The sequence below is a fragment of the Clostridium sp. MCC328 genome, assembly GCF_018785465.1.
Classification (GTDB): domain Bacteria; phylum Bacillota; class Clostridia; order Lachnospirales; family Lachnospiraceae; genus Pilosibacter; species Pilosibacter fragilis.
In genome coordinates, this window is the sequence record NZ_WQPW01000060.1 from 18,264 (window position 1) to 28,014 (window position 9,751).

Here is a 9,751-nt window from a genome sequence, read left to right on the forward strand (position 1 = left end):
AAGGTCTCTTGTTTTTGTGAAATGAAAACAGGAAGACAGCTCGAGTCAGGCACTATAAATCCGAAAGAACGCCCCATCTTGGGCGTTCTTTCGGTTGCCTTATATCAAGATTTTGATCGGCAACGATCCGGAAATATTGCCGCGGCAGGACTCAGCCGTGACGTCTGAAGAAAGCTTCCGTCGGCAGGTTCCGTAAAAAGGTACGCGTGAAGCGTGGTACCGCTCACTAACAGGAAAGGTAAGAATAAAGAAATGGCAGAGACCAAGCGAGATTATTACGAAGTCCTCGGCGTGCCGAAAGATGCGGACGAAGCGGCGTTAAAGAAAGCATATCGAGTTCTTGCAAAGAAATACCATCCGGACGCAAATCCGGGAGATAAAGAGGCGGAGGCAAAGTTCAAGGAAGCTTCCGAGGCATACAGCGTTTTAAGTGATCCGGAAAAGAGAAGAAAGTATGACCAGTTCGGCCATGCGGCCTTCGAGGGCGGCGCAGGCGGAGCCGGCGGCTACGGCGGATTCGATTTCAACGGAGCCGACATGGGAGATATCTTTGGAGATATTTTCGGAGATTTCTTCGGAGGTGGACGTTCCGCTTACGGAAGAAGCAGCAACGGTCCCATGCGCGGCGCAAATTTAAGAACCGGCGTAAGGATCACATTTGAAGAGGCAATCTTTGGCTGCGAGAAAGAGATCGAGCTCACATTGAAGGATGAGTGTCCGAAATGTCACGGAACAGGCGCAAAGCCTGGTACATCTCCGGTTACCTGCCCGAAATGTAACGGTAAAGGTAAGATCGTCTACACCCAGCAGTCCTTCTTCGGTCAGGTACAGAATGTCCAGACATGTCCGGACTGCCGAGGTACCGGTAAGATCGTCAAGGAGAAGTGCCCGGACTGCTACGGTACCGGATATATCTCCAGCAAGAAGAAGATTCAGGTCAAGATCCCGGCAGGTATCGACAACGGACAGAGCATCCGTATCGCAGGAAAAGGAGAGCCCGGAACGAACGGCGGCGAGAGAGGAGACCTTCTCGTTGAGGTAACCGTATCCAGAAGCCCGGTATTCATGCGTCAGGAGACGGCGATCTTCTCGACCGTGCCGATCTCTTTCGCGACAGCAGCACTTGGCGGTCCGATCAAGATCAAGACCGTCGACGGCGAGGTTGAGTACGAGGTAAAACCGGGAACCCAGACCGACACGAAGGTACGTCTCCGCGGTAAGGGTGTTCCGTCACTCAGAAATAAGAACATCCGCGGCGATCATTATGTAACGCTGGTTGTTACGGTTCCGGAGAAGCTTACGGAGGAGCAGAAAGAAGCCCTGAAGCGTTTCGACGATGCAATGAAGGGAATTACATCGGAAGGAACAAAGAAGAAACATGGATTTTTTAGTAAGAACTAATACGCTTGCAACGGATATACGAAATCAGAACATAATATTTTCATAAAGATAAGACAAAATCCCATCAAATATATGACAGAAGAAGCTGTGATGTATTTGGTGGGATTTTTGTTCTTCCATATTATAGAAGGAGAGCGCGGTAACAGATTTACAAAATGGAATTTTCTGATCTATTTTGGGAAGAGAGATGGGAAAAGATAATTAGATAAAGTCAACAAAGAAGATTTGTTAATAATGAAAGATTACATTGTTTTATAAAAAAAACAAAATATGTTAAAATGAACTTGTAACAAAAATGATGGTTTTAAGAAAACGGTTCTGTACAGATTAAACAAAAAACCACACAAAATTTTAAATGAAAAAAGGAGAAACTATATGAATCCTGCGATACTTACAATTATTATCTTGATCTGTGCTGTGGTCTCTTTTCTGTTGGAAAAAATCCCAGTTAACATGACGGTCATGTTGACCTTACTGACCTTAGTTGTAACCGGGCTCGTAGAACCAAAAGCAGCTATTTCCGGATTTGCAAGTACCACGATTATCATGCTGATCGGCGTTGTTATTGTTGGAAGCGCTCTGTTCGAAACCGGTGTCTGTGATAAGGTAGCTGCAAAGGTTACACGTTTTGCTAAGACAGAGCGTCAGATGATTACTGCCATTCTTATCTTATCCAGTATTATGTCCGCCGGTCTGAGTAATTCAGGAACTGTAGCTGTTTTTATTCCGATCATCATGGGAATTTGTGCATCGACTGACTTTAGCTGTTCCAAGCTGTTGATGTCTGCGTTCCTTGGAGCTATGGCCGGTGGTCGTCTCACTCTGGTGGGTGATGCTGCCATTAATGTTCTTATAGGTGATCAGATCAAGGAGTTGGGCTATCCGTTTGGTTTTTTTGAGATCAGTAAGATCGGCGTACCTCTGACAATTATCATGGTACTTTATATCTACTTTATCGGTTATAAATTATTACCTGATATTAAAATGGACAAGGTAAATAATGCATTATTTGAGAAAAAAGTCTCAAAGGATGTTCCTCAGTGGAAGCAGACTGCTTCAGTTGTAGTTTTATTGGCCGTTTTCTTAGGTATGATATTCGAGAAAGAGACGGGTATTCCTTCCTACATTGTTGCAATCATGGGTGCTGTAGTTGATGTTTTACTTGGAATCTTCACGGAGGAACAGGCTTATCGACTGGTCAGTATCAAGACCATCATTCTCCTCGGAGGCATGACTCCACTGGCTTCTGCGTTGAAGAGTACTGGTGCTGCGGATATGATTGCAAGTCTGCTGCTCAAAATTATTGGCAATTCTACGAATGTATATTTTATCACCATTGTTATCTTTGTCCTGACTACTGTTATGACACAGTTTATGTCCAATGTGGTCACTGTGACTCTGCTGATGCCGATTGTTATCTCGGTGGCGAATGAAATTGGCGTTGTGCCTTCTGCGATGATCATGGTTCTTGGTATTGCTTCTACCATGAGTATTTTGACGCCTATTGCTTGTCCGCCTGCAAACCTTATATATTCGTACGGCGGTTATAAGTTCTCTGATTATCTCAAGAGTAATATCGGTTTGGTGCTTGTATTCCTTGTGGCTTGTATTGTGCTTATCCCGATGCTCTGGCCGCTGTATGGGTAAAATTTAAAGATAGTTTGATCCAGAACGGTTATTTCAATAGAAGGAGGATGCCTTTCATGAAGATGGATTTATTGATTCGGAATGCGATATTACTGGATCCAGAAACAGGCTTTGAAACTTATTCAGACGTTGGAATTCAAAACGGACGGATAGCATTGATACAGCCTACAGGAAGTGAAATGCATGACACACGGAAGGAAATAAACGCTGCAGGAGCATATTTGTTTCCTGGCTTGATTGATTTGCATGTCCATCTTTTTCAACACGGAAGTGGTTTTGGTATGAATGCAAACCATTTATTGAGTGCAGGCGTGACAACTGCGGTGGATATGGGGAGTGCCGGTTACGCAAATTTTGCAGCGATGTATGATTGTGACCTTGCAGGCAAAAGACTCCGGATAAAAAGTTTTTTAAATCTATCACCGATTGGTCAACCTGGAAAGGGGATCCATGAGCCATTAGGAGATGAGGTTCTTGATATCGAAAAGATGCGGGAAATGATGGAACGGTATCCGGGTAAAATTGCCGGCATTAAAATTCGGATCAGTCGTCCTATCGTTGGAAAATTAGGTCTGCAACCCTTATTTAGAGCGGTAGAGGCTGGTGAAGCATTGGGGCTTCCTGTATGTGTTCATACGACAGATCCGCCGGAAGAAGCATCGTCAGTAGCTGCACTTCTTCGACCGGGTGACATTTACAGTCATACTTACCATGGAAAGGGAAATACCATTCTCAATGTGGATCAGAGTGTCCAACAAGGGATTCTGGAAGCACAGAAGAGAGGCATTTTCATGGAGGTTGGAAACGGTAAGGTGAATTTTAACTTTCAAATTGCCGAAAAAGCTGTTGCAGCTGGATTGTGGCCGGATATTATCAGCAGTGATTCTACTCCTGCAACCTTCCACCAATCTCCGACCATGTGGGACTTGCCGTTTGTAATGTCTAAGTTTTTATTTTTAGGCATGCCGTTTCATAAAATACTTCGGGCGGTAACGGTAACCCCTGCGCAGTGTCTTGGGTTAGCAGATCGGATTGGAAAAATTGCTTTAGGGTATGAGGCAGATCTAATCCTTTGCCGAATGGAGAATGGAAGAGTTTCTTTTGAAGATGCAGATGGAAATTGTCGAATAGGAGATAGACAGCTTAAAGTTCAAACTACGATTCAGAGTGGAGAAATTGTTTTTCTTTCAAACGATTGAGTGTTAATACATATTATAGATTATGGAAAGTCATAGAAATAAATCCTGTAAAGAAGGTTTTAACAGGAGAGATTTTTATGACTTTTTTATTTTGTAGAGTTGTAACAACAAATAAATATTGTTAAAAGTATGAAAATACATTGTTTGAATATTGTGAATATCTGTATTATGATGAAGTTGTAAAAAGAATTGGAAAAGAGGTGTGCAGTGATTCTGTATGGAATATGCTTACTTCGCTGATTGGGATCACATGTTAAGTCTTATAGACGTTCAACTCGAACTCAGTCAGATAAGACACCAATTTTTATAAGTTTACAGGAGGTATTGTCATATGAAAATTGGATTTATTGGTTACGGAGAAGCAGCGTTTAACATTTCTCTTGGATTGAAAAATGAGGGAATTACAGGAATCCGGGCAAATGATGCCATGATGAATCATGAGGTCATGGGGAAACAGGTATATGCCAGAGCAGATCAGGCCAGTGTAACATTGGTAGAATCTGCCAAGGAGATTGCTCGGTGGGCAGATGTTTTATTTGCGGCGGTACCATCATCTTTCACAATGGATGTCTGCAACGAGATTAAAGAATATCTGCGTCCAAATCAGGTATATGTAGATGTGAGTGCATCCACACCTGTAACGAAGACAGCGATATGGGAGGCTATCAAGGATACAGGAATATTGTTTGCCGATGCCGCTATGCTTGGATCTTTACCAAAAGACAAGCATAAGGTTCCGATTACCGCCAGTGGTAATGGTGCAGCTAAATTTTACGAATTGATGACTCCGTATGGCATGAAAATTACACTGGCTGGAGAAAAAGCAGGATCTGCTTCTGCGATTAAGTTGGTGCGCAGCATTTACATGAAAGGCATAGCAGGTCTGATGATCGAGATGCTGCAGGCTGCAGATGCTTATGATGTGACAGAGGAGGTTGTTGCATCCATCTCAAAATCGATGGATGATATTCCGTTTACTAGTCATCTGAATCGTCTTGTTACAGGAACAGCTCTGCATTGTACTCGTCGTGCGGCTGAATTAAAGGGATCGATCGCCATGCTTGGGGAAGAAGATTTATCTGCAGAAATGACGGTAGCTACGAAGCATTGTCTGGAGGCATTGGAGCCGTATAAATTTGCAGAACAGTATGTTGACAGTAAGCCGACCGGTTATCAGGAGATTATTGAGAAAATCCGGGTAAAGCGTTGATGGAAGAGATACAATTAGATGTGTCTGTTTGTGGGTAAAAAAATTTGTAGTGAGTTGAGAACAAAAGAAAGAGCCAGCAATAAGTATTGTGAGGAGGTCTGCCAGATGAAATTTCCGTGGCAGACCTCTTTTACAGACAGATAGTAAAACAGGCAGAACCTATCACTCCGATAAGTCCTGCCTGCTTTCATTATATGAGAAAAGAAGTTGGCAAACGATTGATTAGAAATCAAACATTCCAGCCGGTTTTGTATCCGGTTTCTTTGTGTCTGTGTATGTCTTAGCTGTCTCATAGTCAACATCGTTGATCGGCCATGTCGGCTTCTTGCCCTCGTAAACTTCCTGAACACCCATAGCTGCGAAGTAGGAAGCGCGGTGGGCAGCCTCAGATGTGTTGCCGCCGATATGCGGATAGATGATAACATTGTCGAGTGTAAGAAGCGGGTTAGCCGGATCAACCGGTTCCTTCTTAATTGCGTCAAGACCGGCACCTGCGATCACGCCATTCTTGCATGCCTCATAGAGAGCATCCTCATCCACGCAGCCGCCGCGTGCGGTGTTGATTAAGAATGCTGTCGGTTTCATCATTGCGAGACGCTCTTTGTTTACCATGTTCTTGGTAACCGGAGTGTTCGGGCAGTGAAGGGAAACATAGTCGCACTCTTTGAAGATGCGGTCAAGGTCGCGGACAACCTCAACGCCGTCCGGGAACTCAGAAGCCGGTTTGTACGGGTCATATGCGAGAACATTCATCTCGAATGCGAGGCAGCGCTTTGCAACGCGGCTTCCGATGTTACCGCAGCCGATCAGACCGATGGTCTTGCCGTTTAATGTGTTCTTGCGGACTTTTAATTTTGCCTTGTAGAAGTCATTTACCCATGTCTTGTGAAGGACAGTCACGTTGCGGCTGCACTCTAAGATGAGTAACATAGCTGTCTCTGCAACGGAGGTGCTGTTTGCGACCGGTGCGTAGAGAGCCTGGACATGGTTGTCGTGGCAGGCCTTTACGTCAAGAGCGTCGAAACCGGCGCCGTGACGAACAATAACCTTTAAGTTAGGGTTTGACTCGATCACTTCACGTGTGATCGGTGTGATACGGACGATCATAGCGTCCGGCTGATATTCCTTGAAATCAGCGAGAACGTCCTCTGTCTCAAATCCGCGGCCGTCGATTACGGTATGACCAGCATCCTCAAGAAGCTTACGGCCTTCGGACATAATTTCCTGCGGGAGTAGAATTTTCCAACCCATGATAATACCTCCTATAATGAAACATTTTTGATAAGCTGTTTTTCACTGTCTTTATTATAGCGGAGATTGTTCACAAAATAAAACAATCTGTTTTTGTAAGGTTGAAAAAGAAATGTTGTTGAAAATCGCTGGTACGAAAAGAGACGCTTATATGTTATAGCACTTTCTTTTATAAGGCAAATATGCTAATATAAGATTATCAAACAGGTCTCTTTCCTGGAGATCCCTGCCCGTGATTCCGGGCGTCTGTGGTATCTGACTTCAGTTCTGAAATCGTTCCCACGAAATTGCAAAAAAACTCTATATCGTGTACAATGAAAGGAGAAACTATGACGAAAGTAAAGAGAAACTTTAAAGACAGCCTTTTCCGACTGGTGTTTCATGGGAAGGAGGAGTTACTGAGCCTGTATAACGCAGTAAACGGAAGTTCGTATACGAATGCGGACGATCTGGAGATCAATACGCTGGAAGATGTAGTGTATATGGGGATGAAAAATGATGTCTCATTCTTGTTTGCGCATTATCTGAACTTGTATGAAGCCCAGAGTACCAGTAATCCAAACATGCCATTGAGGGGAACTATATATTTTGGAGATCTGATAAAGGGATGGGTAGAAAGCAACCATCTTGATATGTATTCCGAAAAGCAGATCATGATCCCAAAGCCGAAGTTTCTTGTCTTTTATAACGGTTTAAAGAAGGAACCGGAAAGAAAGATTCTCCGGCTGTCAGATTCATTTGAAGGCGGGCAGGATGAGGAGGCAGCGCTGGAATGCACTGCGATCATGTTAAATATTAATTATGGGTATAACCGGGAATTAATGGCGAAGTGCCAGACACTGCACGATTATTCTTATTTTGTGGAAACTGTGAGACAGGGAGTCCGTGCCGGAAAAACGCTGGAGGAAGCTGTAGATGAAGCAATCAGTAAGTCCTTAAAAGAGGGAGTACTGAAGGATCTTTTAAAGAAAAACAGATCGGAGGTGCGAAACGTGGTATTGACAGAATATAACGAAGAACTGCATCTGAAAAATGTGAGGGAATGCGGATATGAGGAAGGTTATGATAATGGATACGATAGTGGATATGGCAGTGGCTTGGATCAGGGACGCATACAGAACCAGATCGAATTAGTAATTAAAAAGTACGGAAAGGCCAGTCCCTGGAACAGATTGCGGATGCTCTGGAAACATCGGAAGATCAGCTGAAAGAAATATACGAGGCGGTAGTGAAAGCAACACCGGGGTTTGATTTTGAGAAAATTCAGGGAGAGTTGAAAATAAAGAAACAGGAATAGGTACAAAAACTGCCAGAGAAAAATTCTGGCAGTTTCGTCGGAGAAAGTAGAAGCAGAATAGAAATGATTATTTGATAAGTTTTGTTGGGCGAGAAAAGAAAGGTTATTAAGGACAGAGATAAAAGAAAACTGAATTATATCAATAGCTTCATTGCCATCGCGTAGAAATAAAATTCTGCGCGATGGCTTTTTTACTTTATAGGAAAGACCGCCTGCGGCGCTCTCTTGAATTGAAAAGGGCCCGCACAGAGGCGGGCACAACAAGTAGACGAATGTTGGTTTAGAAGATATAAAAACCTTCTTCACCAAAATCGTCATCAAGTTCATCATCATTTAAGAAATAATCCATATCCAGAAGTTCATCTTCGCTCATAAGGCGAATGTCCTTGGAAGTTATACCTTCTGGGGGATTATCCATATATTTTTTGCGTAATTCCTCGATGTTTTGTTTCATGGTAGTTTATCCTCCTTTCAGAGGATTATATCATAAAATCTGAGGAATTTATGCAGAAGAACGCTTTCCACGAGATTTGGACATTGCTTTCTCGTAAAGTTCTTCGAGAGATACGCGTTTGTGATTGTAATAAAGTTCAAGAAACATCATCTTGTGTTTACAGTCTGGACATTCCAGAGGGTCATAACCGAAAGAGGAAAGAATAGCAGTTCTCCACTGATTGAAGCTGCGATAAATAGGATGTTTACTTTTTGAAATGGCACGATGGAGCTTGGAATCAATCTTCCGATGGCGGGCATAGAGACCTCCATAACGGATCATTTTGAAATGCTTTTCTGGTATGTGCCGGATCAATCGTTGAATGAATTCCATGGCAGGAACCGTTTCTTCTATGTATTGTTCGTCTTCATGTCGGTTGTAATGGAAAGTAACCATTTCGCCATCGTATTTATCAATTCTGGATGTAGCGATGACAGGACGCCCCAGATATCGACCGATATATTTGACAACTGTTTTGGGGTCACATTTGTTCGGTTTGGCATAAACGTAAAAACCGTGCTTATGCTCCGTATAGCAATCCGCTTTCACTTTTTTGAAAGAAGGACCGATTTTGGACTCCATTTCATTAAGCAGAGCAGTGCGGAAAGCATTACGTAAATAAGTGTAATTAAAGTGTTTGACATGGCGCCAAAAACCATCGTCACTGTATCCGACTTCAGATAAGAGGCAGTGGATGTGCGGATTCCATTTCAGGTCTCTGCCAAAAGTATGTAAAACCATAATGAAACCGGGCGTGAAGTTTTTGGACTTATTCATTTTGTAGAACATACGAGAGATCACGCTGTTTACAGAGTGGAACAGACAATCGAGCAGAGAACGATCCTTGAGAAAGGATTCGCGAAGATTTTCATCGATTGTGAAAACGCAATGGCGATGTGTGACATTTACCAGCTTAAAGGACATACTGGTGGTGCGTTCTATGGCATATTTGTTGCCACAGGTAGGGCAGAAACGGCTGTGACAGCGGAAAGGAACGAATTTGAGTTTTCCGCAGTGAGGACAGCCATACATTGCGCCGCCGAATGATGAATCGCCACAGTTAATCATCTTGTCGATATTTTCTATCTCAGTTTTTCTGGGATGAAGAGTATATTTAATTTCTTCGTAATGGTCTGTAAAAATTTTCTGTAAGATATTCATAAGACTATTATGAGCCTGAATTATTCACGGAGCAGTATCTGAACTGGTAACTGTACCATGAATCCCAAAATTGACCCATGTAGCCTAAACAT

Annotated in this window: 8 protein-coding genes; 5 read left to right on the forward strand and 3 right to left on the reverse strand. The window is 43.1% G+C overall.

Annotated features, from left to right (window positions below; translation table 11 throughout):
• Nucleotides 1–252 precede the first annotated feature (252 nt).
• The 4 genes from dnaJ to GPK83_RS09680 all read left to right on the forward strand — a co-directional run bounded on the left by dnaJ (nucleotide 253) and on the right by GPK83_RS09680 (nucleotide 5,457).
• On the forward strand, nucleotides 253–1,401 hold the full coding sequence (gene dnaJ / locus GPK83_RS09665) for a molecular chaperone DnaJ (protein ID WP_215704655.1): 1,149 nt from the start codon (nucleotides 253–255) through the stop codon (nucleotides 1,399–1,401).
• A 375-nt stretch (nucleotides 1,402–1,776) separates the two neighbouring features.
• The gene (locus GPK83_RS09670; RefSeq protein WP_215704656.1) at nucleotides 1,777–3,048 is read left to right on the forward strand and encodes an SLC13 family permease; all 1,272 of its coding nucleotides are present in this window, start codon (nucleotides 1,777–1,779) and stop codon (nucleotides 3,046–3,048) included.
• Between the two features lie 56 nt (nucleotides 3,049–3,104).
• Nucleotides 3,105–4,247, forward strand: a complete 1,143-nt coding sequence (locus tag GPK83_RS09675; protein ID WP_252196309.1) for an amidohydrolase family protein — start codon at nucleotides 3,105–3,107, stop codon at nucleotides 4,245–4,247.
• 331 nt (nucleotides 4,248–4,578) lie between these two features.
• Nucleotides 4,579–5,457: a DUF1932 domain-containing protein gene (locus GPK83_RS09680; protein ID WP_215704657.1), complete on the forward strand. Its 879-nt coding sequence runs from the start codon at nucleotides 4,579–4,581 to the stop codon at nucleotides 5,455–5,457.
• 222 nt (nucleotides 5,458–5,679) lie between these two features.
• Here the strand turns inward: GPK83_RS09680 and GPK83_RS09685 are convergent, their stop codons facing one another.
• A complete protein-coding gene (locus GPK83_RS09685) occupies nucleotides 5,680–6,708 on the reverse strand; it encodes a hydroxyacid dehydrogenase (RefSeq protein ID WP_215704658.1) in 1,029 nt (342 codons plus the stop codon).
• A gap of 329 nt (nucleotides 6,709–7,037) precedes the next feature.
• On the opposite strand from GPK83_RS09685, the gene GPK83_RS09690 reads away from it, so the two are divergent.
• Nucleotides 7,038–7,916, forward strand: coding sequence for a hypothetical protein (locus tag GPK83_RS09690; RefSeq protein ID WP_215704659.1), 879 nt, complete (start codon nucleotides 7,038–7,040; stop codon nucleotides 7,914–7,916).
• A 369-nt stretch (nucleotides 7,917–8,285) separates the two neighbouring features.
• On the opposite strand, the gene GPK83_RS09695 is transcribed toward GPK83_RS09690, so the two are convergent.
• Nucleotides 8,286–8,459 carry a hypothetical protein gene (locus tag GPK83_RS09695; RefSeq protein ID WP_165860061.1) on the reverse strand — a complete coding sequence of 58 codons (174 nt, stop codon included), beginning with the start codon at nucleotides 8,457–8,459 and terminating at the stop codon, nucleotides 8,286–8,288.
• A 48-nt stretch (nucleotides 8,460–8,507) separates the two neighbouring features.
• Nucleotides 8,508–9,659 (reverse strand): transposase, encoded by a 1,152-nt coding sequence (locus GPK83_RS09700; protein ID WP_215704660.1) that lies wholly within the window; start codon nucleotides 9,657–9,659, stop codon nucleotides 8,508–8,510.
• Nucleotides 9,660–9,751: the final 92 nt, after the last annotated feature.

Coding starts and splice junctions, on each gene's coding strand:
- GPK83_RS09680 (WP_215704657.1), top strand. CDS start 4,579: ATGAAAATTGGATTTATTGGTTACGGAGAAGCAGCGTTTAACATTTCT.
- GPK83_RS09675 (WP_252196309.1), top strand. CDS start 3,105: ATGAAGATGGATTTATTGATTCGGAATGCGATATTACTGGATCCAGAA.
- GPK83_RS09690 (WP_215704659.1), top strand. CDS start 7,038: ATGACGAAAGTAAAGAGAAACTTTAAAGACAGCCTTTTCCGACTGGTG.
- dnaJ (WP_215704655.1), top strand. CDS start 253: ATGGCAGAGACCAAGCGAGATTATTACGAAGTCCTCGGCGTGCCGAAA.
- GPK83_RS09695 (WP_165860061.1), bottom strand. CDS start 8,459: ATGAAACAAAACATCGAGGAATTACGCAAAAAATATATGGATAATCCC.
- GPK83_RS09670 (WP_215704656.1), top strand. CDS start 1,777: ATGAATCCTGCGATACTTACAATTATTATCTTGATCTGTGCTGTGGTC.
- GPK83_RS09700 (WP_215704660.1), bottom strand. CDS start 9,659: ATGAATATCTTACAGAAAATTTTTACAGACCATTACGAAGAAATTAAA.
- GPK83_RS09685 (WP_215704658.1), bottom strand. CDS start 6,708: ATGGGTTGGAAAATTCTACTCCCGCAGGAAATTATGTCCGAAGGCCGT.